The sequence below is a fragment of the Pseudomonas sp. Sample_11 genome (assembly GCF_004307505.1).
Taxonomy (GTDB): Bacteria; Pseudomonadota; Gammaproteobacteria; order Pseudomonadales; family Pseudomonadaceae; genus Aquipseudomonas; species Aquipseudomonas atacamensis.
This window is the reverse complement of sequence record NZ_RCOD01000029.1, coordinates 52,478-71,701: the sequence shown is the minus strand read 5'-3', so window position 1 is coordinate 71,701 and position 19,224 is coordinate 52,478. Positions and strand designations below refer to the sequence as shown.

The following is a 19,224-nucleotide window of genomic DNA, read 5'->3' as shown; positions in this document are numbered from 1 at the left end:
TTTCAAACGGGTGGGCCATGCTGACTCCTGCGCGCAGCAGGCTGCTGCGTCCGGCTCGGCATGGTAGCGCAGATGGCAGCGGGGGAGGTGGTTGGTGTCCTTGCTGATGCCATCGCTGGCAAGCCAGCTCCCACAGATCTTGCGCAAAACCTGTGGGAGCTGGCTTGCCAGCGATGAGGGATTATCAGGCGCCGACGATCCCACCATCCTCCCGGGTAATCGCCATCACCGAAGACCTTGGCTTGCCATTGGGCAGATGCTCGGGGAAGGTCGAACCGCCGTTCTCGCCGGGATGCTGAATCCCGACAAACAGGGTTTTCTGATCCGGCGAGAAGCTGATTCCGGTCACTTCACAACCCACCGGCCCGACCATGAAACGGCGAATCTCACCGGTCGCAGGATCGGCGCAGAGCATCTGGTTGTTGCCCATGCCGGCGAAGTCGCCAGCATTGCTCGAATCGCCGTCGGTGAGAATCCACAGGCGTCCGGCCTTGTCGAAACCCAGACCGTCGGGGCTGTTGAACATGTTCTGCGGGGTAATGTTGGATGAGCCACCTTTCGGCGTCCCGGCATGCACGCCCGGATTGCCGGCGACCACAAACAGATCCCAGGCAAACGTCTTCGAGGCGTGATCGTTGCGGTCGGTACGCCAGCGCAGAATCTGCCCGTAAACGTTCTTCTCGCGCGGGTTCGGCCCGCCCACCGGTTGGCCGTCTTCACCGCGCTTGGCGTTGTTGGTCAGGGTGCAATAAACCTGGCCGTCCTTGGGACTGACGACGATCCACTCCGGACGGTCCATGCGCGTTGCGCCAACCACGCTGGCGGCAAGGCGCGCGTGGATCAGCACTTCGGCCTGATCGGCAAACCCGCTGCTGGCGTCGATGCCGTTCTTGCCGTGTGTCAGTTCGATCCACTGGCCCTGGCCTTTCGGGTGATCAGGGTTGCCGTCGCCGGCATCGAATTTGGCTACATACAAAGTGCCGTGATCGAGGATGTCGCGGTTGGCTTTCTGATTGCGATGGTTGATGCGGTCGCGGCTGACGAATTTGTAAATGAACTCGCCACGCTCGTCGTCGCCCATGTACACCACAGCGCGACCATCGTCGGTCTCGGCCAGCGCGGCGTTTTCATGTTTGAAGCGGCCCAGCGCGGTGCGTTTGACCGGAGTCGATTGCGGATCGAATGGATCGATCTCGACCACCCAGCCGTGACGGTTGAGCTCGTTAGGGTTCTTGGCCATGTCGAAGCGCGGGTCGTGCGGGTGCCAGTTGATGTCCTTGCTGCTGGCGACAACGCCGTAGCGCTTTTGCGCGGCATCGAACTGCTGCTGGGCGTTGCTGCTGCCGAAGCAGTCGGTGAAGTTTTCTTCGCATGTCAGGTAGGTGCCCCACGGCGTCTTGCCGTTGGCGCAGTTCTGGAAGGTGCCGAGGACTTTCTTACCGTGCTTGTCGGCAGCGGTTTTCATCAAGTCGTGGCCGCGGGCCGGACCGCTGATGCGCAGCGGCGAGTTACCGTGAATCCGACGGTTGTAGCGCGAGCCCTGGACGAATTGCCACTGGCCGTTCTTGCGCTGCACTTCGATCACCGACACGCCTTCGCAGGCCAATGCCTTGCGCACATCCTCAGCCGACTGCGGCATGCCGCCATGCGGATACAGGTAGCGATAGTTGGTGTATTCGTTGTTGATCGCCATCAGCGCGCGGTTCTTGTCGTCCGGGAAGGCGAACAGGCTCATGCCGTCGTTGTTGTCGCCGAACTGCACTTCCTGTGCGGCAGCGGTGCCGTTACCGCTCGGATCGAAGGCCGGGCCGTTCTTGTGCAACGGCTGGCCCCAACTGATCAGCACCGAAGACTTGTAGCCCTTGGGCAGGCTGATGGCGTCGGTGGTCGCCGCCGGGATGCTCTCGAAACCGAGCAGACGGCTGTTGCCGGCGCTGACGCTGGCCGCCATGACGCTGCGGCTCAGCAGGTTGCCGCCGAGGAACATCGCCGCGCCGCACAAGGCTCCGGCGCTGATGAAACCGCGACGGCTGAGGCCGACCATTTTTTCCAGATCAGTGGATTGGTTTTCTTCTAATAGGCTCACATCAGGCTCCCTGCTTGGTTATGGGCAACACCTTAATGCGGGTCGATGACGCTTTTGTGGCAGGGACAAATCAGAGCGGCGTGCCGATCAGCACGTTGGACGGCGCGCATTGCACCTGCACCGCAGACCCCACGGCGAGTTGCTGGTTGCGCAAGTGCAGCGGTTCGGCCAAGGCGCAAAGTGTCTGGCCGTTGGGCAGGGAAATGCGCACCTCGCTGGGACCGTCCTCGGCATCGAGGATGGCTTCGATGGTGCCGCGCAGGACATTGTGTCCGGGCGTGGCCGGCTGATCGGTGCCGAGCAGTTCAAGCCAGCCAGCCTTGATCAGCGCCATGACTTCGGTACCGATCTGCAATTCCAGATGCACGGTGCTGTCGTGGGTGATCTGTGCCTCCAGAGCAATGCCTTCGGCCAGTTCGAGGTGGATCAGATCGTTGCGCCCCTGCGCCTGAATCGCTGCCACCGTGCCATGCAGTTGATTGCGCGCGCTGGTCCTGAGCATCAGCCGCCCGAGCAGGTCGAGATCACTGGCGTCTTCCGCCGCTTCCAGCACCTGCGCCTGCAATGCCTGCAATTTCTGATACAGGCGCAGCACCCGCTCGCCCTCGCTGGACAGTCTGGCGCCGCCACCACCCTTGCCACCCACCACGCGCTCGACCAAGGGTTTCTGCGCCAGGTTGTTCAACTCATCGATCGCATCCCATGCCGCCTTGTAACTGAGCCCCGCGCTCTTCGCCGCGCGGGTGATCGAGCCTTGCTCGGCGATGTGTTGCAGCAGGGCAATGCGCTGCGGGCGGCGGACAATGTGCTGGGACAGCAGGGTGGGCAGGGACATGGCAGAACGCTTCTGGCTCGGGCGATGAGAGGGACGTTGGCCACTTGCAACGCATGAGTCAAGCCGAACACGGTCTTCTGTAGGAGCTGCGGCACGCTGCGATCTTTTGATCGTGTTTTTTACAATCAAAAGATCGCAGCGTGCCGCAGCTCCTACAGGGCTATGTCTCGTCTTCAAGAGCCTGGCTTCGGCGTCCGGGCCAGGCAATACACATCAACCCGCGCCGCACCTGCATTCATCAACAACCGCGCCAGCGCTTGAGCGGTCGCGCCCGTGGTCAGAACATCATCCACCAGCGCGAAATGGCGGCCGCTTAGCTCTGCATCAGGCGCCAGCGCAAAGGCATTGCGCAAATTGCGCTTGCGCGCCTTGGCATCGAGATCCTGTTGAGCATCGGTGTCGATGACTCGCCGCAGCAGCTGTTCTTCGCACGGCAAACCCAGCGAAACACTCAACCAGCGCGCGAGCATCGCCGCCTGATTGAATCCTCGCCGACGCAGGCGTTTATTCGCCAGTGGTACCGGTAGCAGCACATCGGGGCGCGGCAGGTCCTCGGCGAAGCGATGCTGCAGGTATTGGCCGAGAACGTCGGCGAGCAGGTGACCAAACGGCCATTTCGCGTTGTGTTTAAACCGTGTAATCAGACTGTCCACGGGGAAGCCATAAACCCAGGGCACGGCAACCTGTTCGAAGGCCGGAGGCTCTAGCAGGCACTCGCCGCAAGTCAGGCCATCCGCCGCCAGCGGCAAAGCGCAGGTCTGGCAGTGACTGCCGAGCCAGGGCAATTCGGTTTCGCAGGCCACGCACATTGGCATGTGCTTCTGCGGGCTCATCGCAAAGCAAACAGGTCTGTACGTTTTTTAAACAGATGTAAACCGGTCCCTGGTATTGCGGTTGACAGCGCATCGCTCTTCCTTAAATATGCCGAACATCCGTGTAGCGCCTGTGGGTATTCCGTTTCCCCCGGCGCCAGCCAAGCATAACCAAGGAATTGCCCATGAGCGCGAGCACCACTGCCACCCTGCGTCACGATTGGTCTCTGGCCGAAGTCAAAGCACTCTTCGTACAGCCATTCAACGACTTGCTGTTCCAGGCGCAAACGGTGCACCGCGCACATTTCAACGCCAACCGCGTGCAGGTCTCGACACTGCTGTCGATCAAGACGGGCGCCTGCCCGGAAGACTGCAAGTACTGCCCGCAGTCCGGGCACTACAACACCGGTCTGGAAAAAGAAAAACTGATGGAAGTGCAGAAGGTCCTCGAAGAGGCGGCCCGCGCCAAAGCCATTGGTTCTACGCGATTCTGCATGGGCGCGGCGTGGAAACATCCGTCGGCCAAAGACATGCCGTATGTGTTGAAGATGGTTGAAGGGGTGAAAGCCTTGGGCCTGGAAACCTGCATGACTCTCGGCCGTCTCGATCAGGAGCAGACCGAGGCGCTGGCCAAGGCCGGTCTCGATTACTACAACCACAACCTCGACACCTCGCCGGAGTTCTACGGCAGCATCATCACCACCCGCACTTACAGCGAACGTCTGCAGACGCTGGCTTACGTGCGTGAGTCGGGGATGAAAATCTGCTCCGGCGGCATTCTCGGCATGGGCGAATCGCTGGACGATCGCGCCAATCTACTGATCCAGTTGGCCAACCTGCCGGAGCACCCGGAGTCGGTGCCGATCAACATGCTGGTGAAAGTCGCCGGCACGCCGCTGGAAAACGCCGAAGACATCGACCCGTTCGACTTTATCCGCATGCTCGCCGTGGCGCGCATCCTCATGCCGCAATCCCACGTACGTCTGTCGGCCGGTCGCGAAGCGATGAACGAGCAGATGCAGGCCCTGGCATTTTTCGCCGGCGCCAACTCGATTTTCTACGGCGACAAATTGCTCACCACCGCCAACCCGCAGGCGGACAAGGACATGCAATTGTTCGCGCGCCTCGGTATCCAGCCGGAAGCTCGCGAAGAGCACTCCGATGAGGTTCATCAGGCTGCGATTGAGCAGGCACTGGTGGAGCAGAAAAGTAGCGAGCAGTTCTACAACGCTGCGGTGTAATAAACCGCGCGATTGCCCTGAAGGAATGCAAAACCCCTGTGGGAGCGAGCCTGCTCGCGAAAGCGGTTTGGCCGCCAACATCCCTGTTGGATGTGACACCCATTCGCGAGCAGGCTCGCTCCCACAGGGGATCTGTGTCATTTGAAAATCGAGGCCTGCATGTCATTCGATCTCGCCGCACGCCTTGCTGCCCGTCGTGCCGACAACCTCTACCGGCAGCGTCCGCTGCTCGACTCGCCGCAAGGCCCGCAAGTCGTGGTCGACGGCCAACCGCTGCTCGCTTTCTGCAACAACGACTATCTGGGCCTGGCCAATCATCCGCAGGTGATCGAAGCCTGGCGCGCCGGTGCCGAGCGCTGGGGTGTCGGCGGTGGCGCGTCGCATCTGGTGATCGGCCACAGCAGCCCGCATCACGCGCTGGAAGAAGCACTCGCCGAACTGACCGGACGCCCGCGTGCGCTACTGTTCACCACTGGCTATATGGCCAACCTCGGCGCGGTCACCGCGCTGGTCGGGCAGGGCGATACGGTGCTCGAAGACCGGCTCAATCACGCCTCGTTGCTGGACGCGGGCCTGTTGTCCGGCGCGCGTTTCAATCGCTATCTGCACAACGACGCCGAGAGTCTGGCCAAGCGCCTGGAGAAAGCCGCTGGTAATACGCTGGTGGTGACCGATGGCGTATTCAGCATGGACGGTGACATCGCCGACCTGCCGGCGCTGGCCCGCGCGGCCAAGACCAAAGGCGCGTGGCTGATGGTCGACGATGCGCATGGCTTCGGCCCGTTGGGCGCCAACGGTGGCGGCATCGTCGAGCATTTCGGCTTGAGCCAGGACGATGTGCCGGTGCTGGTCGGCACTCTCGGTAAAGCCTTCGGCACCGCCGGGGCCTTTGTCGCCGGCAGCGAAGAGTTGATCGAAAGCCTGATCCAGTTCGCCCGCCCGTATATCTACACCACCAGCCAACCACCGGCGCTGGCCTGCGCGACGCTGAAAAGCCTCGAGCTGTTATGCAGCGAACACTGGCGCCGTGAACACTTGCAGACGCTGATTCGCCAGTTCCGCCACGGCGCCGAGCAGATCGGACTGGAGCTGATGGACAGCTTCACGCCGATCCAGCCGATCATGATTGGCGATGCCGGCCGCGCGGTGCGGCTCTCGCAAATGCTCCGCGAGCGCGGCTTGATGGTGACCGCGATCCGTCCACCGACCGTGCCGGCCGGCAGCGCGCGACTGCGCGTCACGCTGACCGCCGCCCACAGCGAGGCGCAGGTGCAACAGTTGCTGGAAGGGCTGGCAGATTGTTTTGCCCGATTGTCATTGGAGCCAGGCCATGCGTAATCGTCTGATCCTGCTGCCCGGCTGGGGCCTTGGCGTGTCGCCGCTGGAGCCGCTGGCCGGAGCATTGCGTGGCCTCGACGAACATCTGCAAGTCGAGATCGAACCGCTGCCGGAGCTGGATTCCGCTGACCTTGAAGACTGGCTCGACGAACTCGATGCGCGCATTCCGCAGGAAGTCTGGCTCGGTGGCTGGTCGCTGGGCGGCATGCTCGCGTCTGAGTTGGCGGCTCGACGCGGCGAGGCGTGCTGCGGGGTGCTGACGCTGGCGAGCAACCCTGCGTTTGTCGCCCACGAACAGTGGCCGAACGCGATGCCTGGCGAGACGTTCGATGCGTTTCTTGCCGGTTGCCAGGCCGATCCGCGTACCACGCTTAAGCGCTTCGCTCTGCTATGTGCGCAAGGTTCGCCAGACCCGCGTGGCTTGTCGCGGTTGCTGCTCGGTGGCGCGCCGGCAACCGCGCCGGCCGTGCTGATGGCGGGTCTGGAGCTACTCGCGCAACTGGATACGCGCCAGGCGTTGCAGGGGTTTCGCGGCCCGCAGTTTCATCTGTTCGGCGGGCAGGACGCGCTGGTTCCGGCGGAAGCGGCCGGCGCATTGTTCGCGCTATTGCCGGATATCGAAATTGGTCTGATCGAACAGGCCAGCCATGCTTTTCTGCTGGAAGACCCGCACGGAGTCGCGGGCGCGATCCAGGCTTTTCTACATGAGTGCGCTGATGACTGACCTGTCCCTTGTGCTGCCTGGGGGCTTGCCCGACAAGCGCCAGGTGGCGGCGTCTTTTTCTCGCGCTGCGGCCAGTTACGACAGTGTCGCGGAGTTTCAGCGTGACGTCGGCACGCAGCTGCTTGAGCGTTTGCCTGGGAGTTTCATGCCGTCGCGGTGGCTCGATCTCGGTTGCGGCACCGGCTATTTCACTCGTGCGCTGGCCTCGCGTTTCACCCAGGGCAGCGGTGTCGCGCTGGACATTGCCGAGGGCATGCTCAAGCACGCACGGCCGTTGGGTGGCGCTGAGCATTTCATTGCTGGCGATGCCGAACGGCTGCCGTTGCAGGATGCGAGCGTCGATCTGATTTTCTCCAGTCTCGCGGTGCAATGGTGCGCCGACTTCGAGGCGGTGCTCAGCGAAGCCATGCGCGTGCTGAAACCGGGCGGGATTTTTGCCTTTGCTAGTCTGTGTACAGGGACGCTGTTCGAGTTGCGTGAGAGTTGGCAGCAGGTCGACGGGTTGGTGCACGTCAATCGCTTCCGCGAGTTCGCCCGCTATGAACAGTTATGTGCCGGCAGTGGCATGCGCACTGTGACTCTGGAAAATCAGCAGCACGTGTTGCATTACCCGGATGTGCGCAGCCTGACTCACGAGCTGAAAGCGCTGGGCGCACACAATCTGAATCCCGGGCGGCCGGGCGGTTTGACAGGGCGGGCGCGGATTCTCGGGCTGATCGAAGCGTACGAGCGGTTCCGTCAGGCGTCGGGGCTGCCGGCAACGTATCAGGTGGTGTACGCCGTGTTGGAGAAACCTCTATGAGCGCAGCCTATTTCATCACCGGTACCGACACCGATGTCGGCAAGACCACGGTTGCTGCCGGATTGCTCCATGCGGCGCGTACGGCTGGCTTGAGCACGGCGGCGGGCAAACCGGTGGCTTCCGGGTGCGACGTCACGCCCAAAGGCTTGCGTAACTCCGATGCCTTGGCGCTGCTGGCCGAATGTTCCTTGCCGCTGACTTATCAACAGGTCAACCCGGTGGCGTTCGAGCCAGCGATCGCTCCGCATCTGGCGGCGCGCGAAGCGGGTGTGGCGCTGACGGTGCAATCGCTGCTGGCGCCGATGCGCGGGATTCTGGCGATGAACGCCGATTTCACCCTGATCGAAGGCGCGGGCGGCTGGCGGGTGCCGTTGGCGGATCAGGACAATCTCTCGGACCTGGCGATTGCGCTGAAGCTGCCGGTGATTCTGGTGGTGGGCGTGAGGCTGGGGTGCATCAGTCATGCGTTGCTGACCGCCGAGGCGATTGCCCGAGATGGCCTGCAATTGGCGGGGTGGGTGGCCAACATTATCGATCCGAAAACTTCGCGGCTGGAGGAGAACCTTGCGACCCTGGCTGAGCGCATCCCCGCGCCGTGCCTGGGTCGCGTGCCGAAACTCAAGGTGTTGAGCGCCGAAGCGGTGGCCGAGCATTTGCAACTGGATTTGCTCGATTAAGTTTCTCGCTATGAACAGGCACTGTGCCATTAGTGTTTCTGACGGGTGTTTTGCTGGCGCGTCTGCTTCAATGGCGAGCATTGATCCTTTGCAGGGATGAGAGTGACTATGGAAATCTCCGGCAACACAGCTTTTTATGCGGGGCTGAGCTCGATTCAGTCCGGGCAGAACCGCGTCGATCAGGCCGCCAGCCAGATCGCCAACAACACTATCGAACGTTCGGTGACCAGCCAGTCGTCCGAAGTGCAGGTCAATCGCCTGCGCGGCGTGGATCGCGCACAAGAATCGGATCTGACGAGCAATATCGTCGAGCTGTCGCAGGGCAAGATCCAGGCAGAGCTGGGTGTGAAGGTGGCCAAGGCTTCCGACGAAGTGCTCGGGACGATCATCGATACCTTTGCCTGAATGAGTTTGTTCTAGATACCGAAACGCCGCGCCCTGTCGCGGCGTTTTTCGTTTAAGTCCTTCTTGCTCAACTAATCTTTTTTACAACGCCCGTGGCTTAAGTGAAGTCGCGGCGATTTCCAGTTTCCGGCATTTGGATAATGTGATGACGAACGGCAAAAGAACGATGCTTGACAAGATTTCGGCGTAAACGTATGTTTCAAACAACTGTTTGACCGTCACAACAACTCAACACGGTCGTTCATTCCCGGTTACATCAGCAGAGGTTTATCGCTATGCCTGACTACAAGGCCCCCTTGCGTGATATTCGCTTCGTTCGTGACGAGCTGCTCGGCTACGAAGCGCACTATCAGAGCCTGCCAGCGTGCGCAGACGCCACGCCGGACATGGTTGACGCCATCCTCGAGGAAGGCGCCAAGTTTTGTGAGCAGGTACTGGCGCCGCTGAACCGCGTGGGCGACATCGAAGGTTGCACTTGGAGCGAGTCCGGCGTGAAAACCCCGACTGGCTTCAAAGAGGCGTACAAGCAATTCGTCGAAGGTGGCTGGCCAAGCCTGGCCCACGACGTTGAGCACGGCGGCCAAGGTCTGCCTGAGTCGCTGGGCCTGGCGGTCAGCGAAATGGTCGGCGAAGCCAACTGGTCGTGGGGCATGTACCCAGGCCTGTCGCACGGTGCGATGAACACCATCTCCGAGCACGGCACCCCTGAGCAGCAGCAAGCCTATCTGACCAAACTGGTCTCCGGCGAATGGACCGGCACCATGTGCCTGACCGAACCGCACTGCGGCACCGACCTGGGCATGCTGCGCACCAAGGCCGAGCCTCAGGCCGACGGTTCCTACAAAGTTTCCGGCACCAAGATCTTCATCTCGGCCGGCGAGCACGACATGGCCGACAACATCGTCCACATCGTACTGGCGCGTCTGCCCGATGCTCCGGCTGGCACCAAAGGCATCTCGCTGTTCATCGTTCCAAAGTTCCTGCCAAACGCCGATGGCACCATTGGCGCGCGCAACGCAGTGAGCTGCGGTTCGCTGGAACACAAGATGGGCATCCACGGCAACGCCACCTGCGTGATGAACTTCGACGGCGCCACCGGTTACCTGATCGGCCCGGCGAACAAAGGTCTGAACTGCATGTTCACCTTTATGAACACCGCTCGCCTCGGTACCGCACTGCAAGGTCTGGCTCACGCCGAAATCGGCTTCCAGGGCGGTCTGAAATACGCTCGTGATCGCCTGCAAATGCGCTCGCTGACTGGCCCGAAAGCGCCGGACAAAGCCGCTGACCCGATCATCGTCCACCCGGACGTGCGCCGCATGCTGTTGACCATGAAGGCGTTCGCCGAAGGCAACCGCGCGATGGTGTACTTCACTGCGAAGCAGGTCGACATCGTCAAATACGGCGTCGATGAAGAAGAGAAGAAGAAGGCCGATGCACTGCTGGCATTCATGACCCCGATCGCCAAAGCGTTCATGACCGAAGTCGGTTTCGAAGCCGCCAACCACGGCGTGCAGATCTACGGCGGCCACGGCTTCATCGCCGAGTGGGGCATGGAGCAGAACGTTCGCGACAGCCGCATTTCGATGCTGTACGAAGGCACCACCGGCATCCAGGCCCTCGACCTGCTCGGCCGCAAAGTGCTGATGACTCAAGGCGAAGCTTTGAAAGGCTTCACCAAGATCGTCCACAAGTTCTGCCAGACCAACGAAGGCAACGAAGCCGTCCAGGAATTCGTCGCGCCGCTGGCTGCACTGAACAAGGAATGGGGCGAGCTGACCATGAAGGTCGGTATGGCCGCCATGAAAGACCGCGAAGAAGTCGGCGCGGCCTCCGTGGACTACCTGATGTACTCCGGTTATGCCTGCCTGGCCTACTTCTGGGCGGACATGGCGCGTCTGGCTGCGGAAAAACTGGCCGCCGGCACCAGCGACGAGGCCTTCTACACCGCCAAGCTGCAAACCGCGCGCTTCTACTTCCAGCGCATCCTGCCGCGTACCCGTACGCACGTGGCCACTATGCTGTCGGGTGCTGGCAACCTGATGGACATGAAAGAAGAAGACTTCGCGCTGGGCTACTAAGCCTTAACGCAGTCTGACGAAAACCGCTGCTCCCGTTAGGGGGCAGCGGTTTTTTTATTGGCGGATCGCTCAGATAGTCGAGCTTCCGGCCGTTATAGAGACCGTGTGTGATCTGGATCACATTGTGTGGGCTTGGCCGCACTTTGCAGGCACAATGCCATCTCTTTGCTATGACGGGTCGGAGCTTACCCTTGCCGCGTTCTTCCGCTGTACGTTTCAGCCATTTCCTGCCATCACTGCTGTTATTGCTTGCGGGGCTGGCGGCTGCGTACGTCAAAGACCTCAGCGTGTTTTTCACATCGCTGTTCAACGTTCTGCCGACATTGGTTCTGCTCCTCGGTGGCGCGTATTGCGCGGTGTATCGACGTCAGCGCGAACTGTTTCTGATGCTCACGGTGTACATCGCCTACTTTCTGCTGGACACCCAGACCGACTTTTACCGCGACAACGGCAAGGTCCGCGAAGACGCTGCGGTGGTGTTTCATCTGGTCTGCCTGTTGTTGCCTCTGTTGTTCGGGCTGTTCGCGGCGTGGCAGGAGCGTACCCATCTGTTTCAGGACATGGTCGCGCGCTTTGCCGTGCTGCTGGCATTTGGCAGCGTAGCGCTGGGACTGGAGCAAAGTTACCCACAGGCGCTACTGCTGTGGCTCTCGGAGATCCGCTGGCCGGCGCTGCACGGCGCGTGGATGAGTCTGATCCAGTTGTCCTATCCAGTGTTCATCTCGGCCTTCCTGCTGCTGGCCTGGCAATACTGGCGCAACCCGCGTCCGTTGCACGCGGCGCAACTGGTCGGCTTGCTCGGGGTGTTCTGGATGTTGCCGAAGACCTTCATTCTGCCGTTCACCCTGAACATCATGTGCAGTCAGGTGATGCTGATGATCGCCGCAGCGGTTGCACATGAGGCCTATCAAATGGCCTTCCGCGACGAGCTCACCGGTCTGCCGGGACGACGTGCGCTCAACGAACGCATGCAGCGACTGGGGCGCAACTATGTGCTGGCGATGAGCGACGTCGATCACTTCAAGAAATTCAACGACACCCACGGCCACGATGTCGGTGATCAGGTGCTGCGGCTGGTCGCCAGCAAACTGTCGAAAATCAGCGGTGGCGGTAGGGCGTATCGCTACGGCGGTGAGGAATTTGCCTTGGTGTTCGCAGGGAAGACCCTTGAGGAGTGCATGCCGCACCTGGAAGTGATCCGTGAATCGATTGCGTCTTACAGCATTCAGTTACGCAACCAGGAAAACCGCCCGCAGGATGATCAGCAAGGTCGCCAGCGCCGTAGCGGTTCCGGGGCTTCGGCGGTGTCGGTGACGGTGAGTATCGGCGTCGCCGAACGTGTCGAGCAGCGCACCCCTGAAGAAGTGCTCAAGTCCGCCGACCAGGCGTTGTACAGCGCCAAGGGTGCCGGGCGTAACTGCGTCATGGCATTCGGGCAGAACCGCCGTGGCGCGGTGCGCATGGACGCTGCTGCGGGTTGAGTGATGACGGCGCATTCAGCGCCTGCACAGTGATTGTCGCGCGTGGTGGCCAGCAGTAGGTTGGAGGAATCTGCTGACGGAGAAGCCACCATGCCCGAGTACAAAGCTCCCCTGCGCGACATGCGCTTTCTGATCGATCACGTCTTCGACTTCCACTCCAGCTACGCCAGTCTCGGCGCGCATGACGCCAGCCCGGACATGATCAGCGCGATCCTCGAAGAAGGCGCGAAGTTCTGCGAGAACGTGCTGGCCCCGCTCAATCGCAGCGGCGATGAAGAGGGCTGCCATTTCGACAACGGCGTGGTGACAACGCCTACAGGCTTCAAGCAGGCCTTCGCACAATATGTCGAGGGCGGCTGGCACGGTTTGGCGGCTGATCCCGCTTACGGTGGCCAAGGGTTGCCTAGCTCGCTGGGGCTGGTGATCAGCGAAATGGTCGGTTCCAGTAACACGTCCTGGGGCATGTACCCGGGCCTGACCCATGGCGCGATGTCGGCGATTCACGCTCACGGCACCGCCGAACAGAAAGACACCTACCTGAGCAAACTCACCGCCGGCCAGTGGACCGGCACCATGTGCCTGACCGAAGCCCACTGCGGCACCGATCTGGGCATCATCAAGACCCGCGCGGTGCCACGGGCCGACGGCAGCTACGCGATCACCGGCAGCAAGATTTTCATCTCCGCTGGCGAGCATGACCTGAGCGACAACATCATCCATCTGGTCCTGGCCAAGCTGCCGGACGCACCGGCCGGAACCAAGGGCATTTCCCTGTTTATCGTGCCCAAGTTTCTGCCCGATGCAGCAGGCGAAGCGGGTGAGCGCAACGGCGTTTCCTGTGGCTCGATCGAGCACAAGATGGGCATCAAGGCTTCTGCTACGTGCGTGCTGAATTTCGATGCCGCCACGGGTTACTTGATCGGCGAGCCGAACAAGGGCCTCAACTGCATGTTCACCATGATGAACCACGCGCGGCTTGGTACTGGCATGCAGGGGCTGTGTCTGGGCGAGGCGAGTTTTCAGGGTGCGATCAAGTACGCCAACGACCGCCTGCAGATGCGCGCCCTGACCGGCGCCAAGGCCCCGGAAAAACCTGCCGATCCGATCATCGTCCACCCCGATGTGCGGCGCATGTTGCTGACCATGAAAGCCTTCAACGAAGGCAACCGCGCGCTGACCTATTTCACCGCGCAGATGCTCGATGTCGCGCACCTGAGCAGCGACGCCGAGGCGCGTCAGGAAGCCGAAGACCTGTTGGCGTTCCTCACGCCGATCTGCAAGGCGTTCATGACCGACACCGGGCTGGAAGTGACCAATCACGGCATGCAGGTATTCGGCGGCCACGGCTTCATTCGTGAGTGGGGCATGGAGCAACTGGTGCGCGATTGCCGGATTGCGCCGATCTACGAAGGCACCAATGGCATTCAAGCGCTCGACCTGCTTGGGCGCAAGGTGCTGGGCAGTCAGGGCAAGCTGCTGCGCGGCTTTACCAAAATCGTCCACAAGTTCTGCGCAGCGAACGCCGACCACGCGCAATTGGGCGGCTTCGTCGCGCAACTCAACGGGCTCAATCAACAGTGGGGCGACCTGACCATGAAGGTCGGCATGGCCGCCATGAAGAACCCGGACGAAGTCGGCGCCGCATCGGTGGATTACCTGATGTACAGCGGCTACATCATCCTGGGCTACCTGTGGCTGCGCATGGCGTCGGTTGCGCAGGCACAGCTGGAGGCGGGCGAGGGTGAAGCTGATTTCCTCAAGGGCAAACTGGCGACGTGCGAGTTCTACTTCAAGCGTTTGTTGCCGCGTACGGCTGCGCATCAGGCAGCGATCGAGGCGGGCAGTGATTGTTTAATGAATTTGCCGGCGCAGGCGTTTGCTTTGTAGGGCAGATCGAAAGATCGCGGCGATCTTTTTCCGGTGACTAAAAATAACAAATCAGTCACCGGTTGACCCTATGTGTCGCAAAAGTTGTTGAGGTACACTCCGGATCAACGAAAACATCATTCCACGAACCACCTGTTTAGATCTTGCGAGGTTTGCCATGGCTGACTACAAAGCGCCGCTGCGCGATATGCGCTTCGTCCTCAATGAAGTGTTCGAAGTCGCCAAACTCTGGGCCGAGCTGCCGGCGCTGGCCGAGACCGTCGATGCCGAAACCGTTGAAGCGATTCTCGAAGAGGCCGGCAAGGTCACCAGCAAAAGCATCGCGCCACTGAGCCGTGCCGCTGACGAGGAAGGTTGCCATTGGGCGGACGGTGCCGTCACCACCCCGGCCGGTTTCCCACAGGCTTATCAGACTTATGCCGAAGGCGGCTGGGTCGGCGTCGGCGGTGATCCGGCCTACGGCGGCATGGGCATGCCCAAAGCCGTGTCGGCGCAGGTCGAAGAAATGGTCAACTCCGCCAGCCTCGCGTTCGGTCTGTATCCGATGCTGACCGCCGGCGCCTGCCTGTCGATCAATGCGCATGCCAGCGAAGAACTGAAAGCTGCGTACCTGCCGAACATGTACGCCGGCATCTGGGCCGGCTCCATGTGCCTGACCGAGCCGCACGCCGGCACCGATCTGGGGATCATTCGCACCAAAGCCGAACCTCAGGCCGACGGTTCCTACAAGGTCAGCGGCACCAAGATCTTCATCACCGGCGGCGAGCACGACCTCACCGAAAACATCATTCACCTGGTACTGGCCAAGCTGCCTGACGCCCCGGCCGGTCCAAAAGGTATTTCGCTGTTCCTGGTGCCGAAGTTCATGGTCAATGCCGACGGCAGCCTCGGTGCGCGTAACCCGGCCAACTGTGGCTCGATCGAGCACAAGATGGGCATTCAGGCCTCGGCGACCTGCGTGATGAACTTCGACGAAGCCGTGGGTTATCTGGTCGGCGAGCCGAACAAAGGCCTGGCGGCGATGTTCACCATGATGAACTACGAGCGCCTGGGTGTTGGTATTCAAGGCCTGGCCACGGGCGAGCGCTCTTATCAGAACGCTGTTGAATATGCGCGCGATCGTCTGCAGAGCCGTTCGCCGACCGGCGCGCAGAACAAGGACAAAGTCGCCGACCCGATCATCGTCCACCCGGACGTGCGACGCATGCTGCTGACCATGAAAGCCTCGAACGAAGGCGGCCGTGCGTTCTCCACGTATGTGGCGATGCAACTGGACACCGCCAAGTTCAGTGAAGACGCGACCACCCGCAAGCGCGCGGAAGATCTGGTGGCGTTGCTGACGCCGGTAGCGAAAGCCTTTCTGACCGACCTGGGTCTGGAAACCACTGTCCACGGCCAGCAGATTTTCGGCGGCCACGGCTACATCCGCGAGTGGGGCCAGGAGCAACTGGTGCGTGACGTGCGCATCACCCAGATCTACGAAGGCACCAACGGTATCCAGGCGCTGGACCTGGTCGGGCGCAAGATCGTTGGCAGCGGCGGCGCGTTCTACCAGTTGTTCGCTGACGAGATCCGCCATTTCACCGCAACCGCCAGTGCCGATCTGGGCGAGTTCACCAAGCCGTTGAACGATGCCGTCGACACCCTCGACGAGCTGACCGCGTGGCTGCTGGACCGGGCGAAAAACAATCCGAACGAAATCGGCGCGGCCTCGGTCGAATATTTGCAAGCGTTCGGATACACCGCTTACGCCTACATGTGGGCGTTGATGGCCAAAGCCTCGCTGGGCAAGGAAGCGCAAGATGATTTCTATGCGAGCAAGCTGGGCACCGCACGCTTCTATTTCGCCCGTTTGCTGCCGCGTATCCACTCGTTGAGCGCGTCGGTCAAGGCCGGTAGCGAATCGCTGTTCCTGCTGGATGCGGCACAGTTTTGATCCTGTAGACGTCATGTAAGCATTTGCTTACGTGACGTGCTGCTGTTCTCCCATATCCGTATATTGGATCCACGGCTAATCTACATTTCATGGACGTCGCGCAGGAAGCGCAAAGTAAACAACACGGACACGTAGGATTCTGCCAGGGTGGCGGAGTGAAATGGATGTCAGGGAAACAGTCTGCAAAGCCCCGCTTCGGCGGGGTTTTCTTTTGCCTGAAGAAAAGTTTCAGGCGAGCGGATCGAGAGCCGGCTTCATTTCGCGATCGATCACCTCTTCAAGCAATGTCCGCAGCAATGCCAACGAGGCCTGCTGGCGTTGCACATCTCGGCACACCAGGCCAACTTGCAACGGTACCCGTGGCTCGCTTAGCGGTTTCCACAGCAGATCGGCATCGTCGTATTCCTTTTGCGAACGTCCCGGCAGCACCGTCGCCAGCCGGGTGTGCGGCAGGCTGTCGAGAATCCCCAGCATATTGTTCAGCTCGGCCTGCACCTGCGGGCGTCGACCGAGGCTGGTCAGTTGTGCCTGCCAGATCTGCCGGATCTGAAACTCCTCACCGAGCAGCAGCATTGGCAGCTCAGCAGCCTGGCGCATCGAGACCTTCTTGAACTCGCGCAAGGGATGGTCTGCCGGGATCACCAGCGTCAGTTCATCTTCGTACAGCAACACGCCGTGCAGACCGGGTTGGCGCGGCGGCAGATAGCTGATGCCGATGTCCAGCGAACCATTGAGCAGACGCCGTTCGATTTCCAGCCCGGTCAGTTCATAGATTTGTACCACCAGATGCGGCTGCGCCTTGCGCACACGCTCGAGCATTTGCGGCACGAGGCTGGTGTGCACCGTTTGCAGCACACCGATCGCCAGGGTGCGCAATGCCTGACCCTTGAAATTGCCCAACGCGTCGCGCGCCCGCTGCAAGCCATCGAGCAGCGGCAACGCGTGGTTGTACAGCGTGTGCGCAGCGAGGGTCGGCAGCAGGCGTTTACTGCTGCGTTCGAACAGGGTGACTTCGAGATTCTGCTCCAACTGACGGATCTGTTGCGACAGCGCCGGTTGCGAGATCGACAAGCGCTCAGCCGCACGGCCGACGTGGCCTTCTTCGTAGACCGCGACGAAATAACGCAGTTGTTTGAAATCCATAAGTAGCGCTTATCGAAATGGCTGAAAAATCGAAATGGCCTGAAGCCGTTTGCGCGCCTAGTCTAACCGCATTCACAAGGCTTGCAGGGCCAGAAAGCGTGACGAATTCCATTTGCTACGTTAGTGCTTACATAGGCAGTTCAAAAAACCTCAAGCGAGGTTTTTCCGCATGAATCTGTTCAGTTTACGGCGCCAGACGCCGAGTCTGGATGACCTCACCTTCGAGGCGGGGCCATCCACTATGACCGATCACCTCAATGCCCAACGCCTGATGCCCAGTGGCGAGCGGCCGCATCAAGTGTTCGTTCGCGGCCAGGGTTCCTGGCTGTGGGACAGCAACGATCGCGCCTACCTCGACTTTTCCCAGGCCGGCGGCGCCAACAGCCTTGGCCACAGCCCTACGGCGCTGGTCAAAGCCATCGCCAATCAGGCCCAGGCGCTGATCAATCCCGGCTGCAATCTGCAAAATCGCGGCATGCTCAGCCTCGCCGAGCGTCTGTGCGCCAGCACGTCCAGCGATCAGGCCTACCTGCTCAACAGTGGCGCCGAGGCTTGTGAGGCGGCAATCAAACTGGCGCGCAAATGGGGGCAGCTGCATCGCGGTGGCGCTTCGCGGATCATCGTGGCGCAGCAGGGTTGCCATGGCCGCAGTCTGGCGACGGTCGATCGAGTGCCATTCAACGACCTGCCGGCGCTGCATGCGGCGGTTGATGCGCAGACCTTGGCAATCATGCTGGAGCCGATCCAGAGCGATGCCGGGGTCATCCCGGCGACCGAGCACTACCTCAAAGGGGTCGAACGACTGTGCCGTGAACTGGGCATTCTGCTGATTCTCGACGAAGTGCAGACTGGCATCGGCCGCTGCGGCAGCTTGCTCGCCGAACAGTCCTACGGTATTCGCGCCGATATCGTCGTGCTCGGCAAAGGCCTCGGCGGCGGCTTGCCGCTGGCGGCCTTGCTGGCGCGAGGCAAGGCCTGCTGCTTTGCCACCGGCGAGCTGAGCGGCCCCCATCACGGCAACGCCTTGATCACGGCGGCCGGTCTGGTAGTGCTCGACAGCATCCATGACCGCAGCTTCCTCCAGCAGGTCAACGACAACGGCCAGCACCTGCGCGAAGGTCTGTCACGACTGGCGTACCGCTACGGCCACGGCGAATTGCGCGGCCAAGGCCTGTTCCATGGGCTGACGCTGTCCGACGAGTGCGCCGACGCCGTCGTCCATGCCGCACTGCACGAAGGCCTGATATTGAACGCCGCGCAGCCTGACTGCCTGCGCTTCACCCCCGCCCTCACTGTCAGCAAAGCCAACATCGACGAAATGCTCCTGCGCCTGGGCCGCGCCTTCTCGCGAGTGCGCACCGCCCAAGTGCAATGTCGCAAGGGCATTGCCGTCTGAGCTGAGCAGCCCCAACCGATTACCCGAACCGTCTCGCGGTATAACGCACGCCCCACGCCTGATTCTTTTGGCGTGGGGCGTTTTTTTTGTGATGCTGGCGATCAAATAGCAAGCGTAATGAACCCTGACTAACGGCGCAGGTCGATTAGCTTGTATGGCTCAAGTGAGCCAACCCCCATTGAGGAGCTGCCCCATGGATTTCATTCGTATCATCATCGCTATTCTGTTGCCGCCACTGGGCGTGTTTCTGCAGGTCGGGTTTGGCGGGGCGTTCTGGCTGAACATTCTGCTGACGTTGTGCGGCTACATTCCGGGGATCGTGCATGCGGTGTATATCATCGCCAAGCGTTGAGTCCAGCGGCGTCTGATCAATAGCTATC

Annotated in this window: 15 protein-coding genes and 1 pseudogene; 12 read left to right on the top strand and 4 right to left on the bottom strand. The window is 61.1% G+C overall.

The window, feature by feature from the left end:
* Nucleotides 1-184: 184 nt before the first annotated feature.
* From D8U60_RS07260 to D8U60_RS07250, 3 genes and pseudogenes are all read right to left on the bottom strand, one after another.
* Nucleotides 185-2,086, bottom strand: a complete 1,902-nt coding sequence (locus D8U60_RS07260) for a PhoX family phosphatase (protein WP_024014570.1) — start codon at nt 2,084-2,086, stop codon at nt 185-187.
* 70 nt (nt 2,087-2,156) lie between these two features.
* A complete protein-coding gene (locus D8U60_RS07255; RefSeq protein ID WP_130899819.1) occupies nt 2,157-2,921 on the bottom strand; it encodes a TOBE domain-containing protein in 765 nt (254 codons plus the stop codon).
* A gap of 173 nt (nt 2,922-3,094) precedes the next feature.
* Nucleotides 3,095-3,827, bottom strand: a pseudogene (locus D8U60_RS07250) (ComF family protein).
* Nucleotides 3,828-3,918: 91 nt separating this feature from the next.
* Here D8U60_RS07250 and bioB point away from each other — a divergent pair.
* The 10 genes from bioB (at nt 3,919) to D8U60_RS07200 (ending at nt 16,305) form a co-directional block, all read left to right on the top strand.
* Nucleotides 3,919-4,974 carry a biotin synthase BioB gene (gene bioB, locus D8U60_RS07245; RefSeq protein ID WP_016772860.1) on the top strand — a complete coding sequence of 352 codons (1,056 nt, stop codon included), beginning with the start codon at nt 3,919-3,921 and terminating at the stop codon, nt 4,972-4,974.
* Nucleotides 4,975-5,133: 159 nt separating this feature from the next.
* Nucleotides 5,134-6,312 carry an 8-amino-7-oxononanoate synthase gene (bioF, locus tag D8U60_RS07240; RefSeq protein WP_130899818.1) on the top strand — a complete coding sequence of 393 codons (1,179 nt, stop codon included), beginning with the start codon at nt 5,134-5,136 and terminating at the stop codon, nt 6,310-6,312.
* Nucleotides 6,305-7,036, top strand: coding sequence for an alpha/beta fold hydrolase (locus D8U60_RS07235; protein ID WP_130899817.1), 732 nt, complete (start codon nt 6,305-6,307; stop codon nt 7,034-7,036). Before bioF ends, D8U60_RS07235 begins: the two co-directional genes overlap by 8 nt.
* Nucleotides 7,029-7,838: a malonyl-ACP O-methyltransferase BioC gene (gene bioC, locus D8U60_RS07230; protein ID WP_130899816.1), complete on the top strand. Its 810-nt coding sequence runs from the start codon at nt 7,029-7,031 to the stop codon at nt 7,836-7,838. Before D8U60_RS07235 ends, bioC begins: the two co-directional genes overlap by 8 nt.
* On the top strand, nt 7,835-8,515 hold the full coding sequence (gene bioD / locus D8U60_RS07225; RefSeq protein WP_130899815.1) for a dethiobiotin synthase: 681 nt from the start codon (nt 7,835-7,837) through the stop codon (nt 8,513-8,515). The genes bioC and bioD overlap by 4 nt, the downstream gene beginning before the upstream one ends.
* 108 nt (nt 8,516-8,623) lie before the next feature.
* Complete coding sequence (locus tag D8U60_RS07220; protein ID WP_071173831.1) at nt 8,624-8,920, top strand: pyrroloquinoline quinone biosynthesis protein PqqE; 297 nt, start codon at nt 8,624-8,626, stop codon at nt 8,918-8,920.
* 275 nt (nt 8,921-9,195) lie between these two features.
* Nucleotides 9,196-11,001 (top strand): phenylacyl-CoA dehydrogenase, encoded by a 1,806-nt coding sequence (locus tag D8U60_RS07215; protein WP_130899814.1) that lies wholly within the window; start codon nt 9,196-9,198, stop codon nt 10,999-11,001.
* Nucleotides 11,002-11,192: 191 nt separating this feature from the next.
* Nucleotides 11,193-12,482: a GGDEF domain-containing protein gene (locus D8U60_RS07210; RefSeq protein ID WP_039757672.1), complete on the top strand. Its 1,290-nt coding sequence runs from the start codon at nt 11,193-11,195 to the stop codon at nt 12,480-12,482.
* 90 nt (nt 12,483-12,572) lie between these two features.
* Nucleotides 12,573-14,369: an acyl-CoA dehydrogenase C-terminal domain-containing protein gene (locus tag D8U60_RS07205; protein WP_130899813.1), complete on the top strand. Its 1,797-nt coding sequence runs from the start codon at nt 12,573-12,575 to the stop codon at nt 14,367-14,369.
* Between the two features lie 157 nt (nt 14,370-14,526).
* A complete protein-coding gene (locus tag D8U60_RS07200; RefSeq protein ID WP_016772869.1) occupies nt 14,527-16,305 on the top strand; it encodes an acyl-CoA dehydrogenase C-terminal domain-containing protein in 1,779 nt (592 codons plus the stop codon).
* A 228-nt stretch (nt 16,306-16,533) separates the two neighbouring features.
* On the opposite strand, the gene D8U60_RS07195 is transcribed toward D8U60_RS07200, so the two are convergent.
* Complete coding sequence (locus D8U60_RS07195; protein ID WP_130899812.1) at nt 16,534-17,448, bottom strand: LysR family transcriptional regulator; 915 nt, start codon at nt 17,446-17,448, stop codon at nt 16,534-16,536.
* Between the two features lie 169 nt (nt 17,449-17,617).
* Between D8U60_RS07195 and D8U60_RS07190 the strand changes: the two genes are divergently transcribed.
* The gene (locus tag D8U60_RS07190; protein WP_130899811.1) at nt 17,618-18,844 is read left to right on the top strand and encodes an aminotransferase class III-fold pyridoxal phosphate-dependent enzyme; all 1,227 of its coding nucleotides are present in this window, start codon (nt 17,618-17,620) and stop codon (nt 18,842-18,844) included.
* A gap of 193 nt (nt 18,845-19,037) precedes the next feature.
* Complete coding sequence (locus D8U60_RS07185; RefSeq protein WP_003228885.1) at nt 19,038-19,196, top strand: YqaE/Pmp3 family membrane protein; 159 nt, start codon at nt 19,038-19,040, stop codon at nt 19,194-19,196.
* Nucleotides 19,197-19,224 lie beyond the last annotated feature (28 nt).